We start from the raw sequence: 1,342 nt of genomic DNA, 5'->3' as shown, positions 1-1,342 counted from the left end.
GTCGAAGAACTCACACCCCGCTCCCCCGCCGAGCTCCCCGCCGCCGGCCTGCGCACACAGGTGATCATGGCCACGGGCAGCGGCAAGACGCTCGTTGCCGTACGCACCGCCGAACAGGTCGGCGGGCAGCGGGTCCTGGTCCTGGTGCCCTCCCTGGACCTCCTCGACCAGACGGCCCGCGCCTGGCGGGACGGCGGCCGCACCGGCGCATTCGTAGGGGTCTCCTCCCTCGACCACGAGACCGGCTTCCCGCACACCACCGACCCGCACACCCTGGTGCGGCTCACCGCGCAGGAGAGCGTCACCGTCTTCGCGACGTACGCCTCCCTCGGCAACGGCATCCTGGAGGCGGCCCACGAATCCGGCCTGTCTTCCTGGGGCCTGATCGTGGTGGACGAGGCGCACCGCACCAGCGGCCGGGCGGGCAAGCCCTGGGCTGTCGTCCACGACAACACTCGCATCCCGGCTGCCGCGCGTCTCTACATGACCGCCACCCCCCGTATTTGGGCCGCGGGCGACGGCGGCGACGAGGACGGCGAAGAGCTCGTCGCCTCCATGACCGACGACCCCGACGGCCTGTTCGGCCGCATCGCGTACCACCTGCCGCTGGACGCCGCGATCGAGGCCGGGATTGTCGCGCCGTACCAGGTGGTGGTCGTAGACGTGCAGGACCACCAGCTCAACGCCGCCCTGCTGGCCGCCGGCCAGGACTCCGAAGCCGTCCGCGGCCTGCGCCTCGGCGCCCTCCAGGCGGCCACCCTCAAGGCCGCCGAGGAGGAGGGTCTGCGCCGGGTGCTCTCCTTCCACCAACGGGTGTCCGAGGCCGAGGCCTTCGCCGTCGGGCTGCCCGGCAAGGCCCGCGAGCTCCGCCGCCAAGACGGCGAGCAGGAGTCGGAGGAGGACACCGGCGTCTGGGCGCAGTGGCTGCACGGCGAGCACAAGCCGGCCCACCGGCGCAACGTCCTGACCCAGTTCGCGGCCGGCCGGACCGACAGCGGACAGGACGCGCGACTCTCCCTCATCGCCAGCGTGAAGGTCCTCGGCGAAGGCGTCGACACCCGAGAATGCGAGGGCGTGATCTTCTGCGACGTCCGCGGCTCGATGCCGGATTTGGTCCAGGCCGTCGGCCGCGCCCTGCGGATGCACCCCGGCCAGGGCAAGATGGCCACCCTCCTCGTGCCGGCCTTCCTCGCCACCGGCGAGAGCGCGGAGTCGATGCTCACCTCCCCCGCGTACGCTGGCCTGGCCAAGCTCCTCGCCGCGCTGCGCGCCCACGACACCCGCATCGAACAGCTCACCAACCCGGGAACACCGACCCCCGCGCGCCCCGATACCGCTGGCC

The 1,342-nt window shown here is 72.7% G+C and carries 1 protein-coding gene; it reads left to right on the top strand.

What is annotated here, in order from left to right:
- Positions 1-66 precede the first annotated feature (66 nt).
- Positions 67-1,342: DEAD/DEAH box helicase family protein (locus PV721_RS43395; RefSeq protein ID WP_319734386.1), on the top strand; the 1,276-nt coding region annotated here is incomplete at its 3' end.

Source organism: Streptomyces sp. MB09-01 (genome assembly GCF_033794505.1).
Taxonomy (GTDB): domain Bacteria; phylum Actinomycetota; class Actinomycetes; order Streptomycetales; family Streptomycetaceae; genus Streptomyces.
Note: the sequence above shows the minus strand (reverse complement) of the source record. Positions and strands in the feature narration are given on the sequence as shown.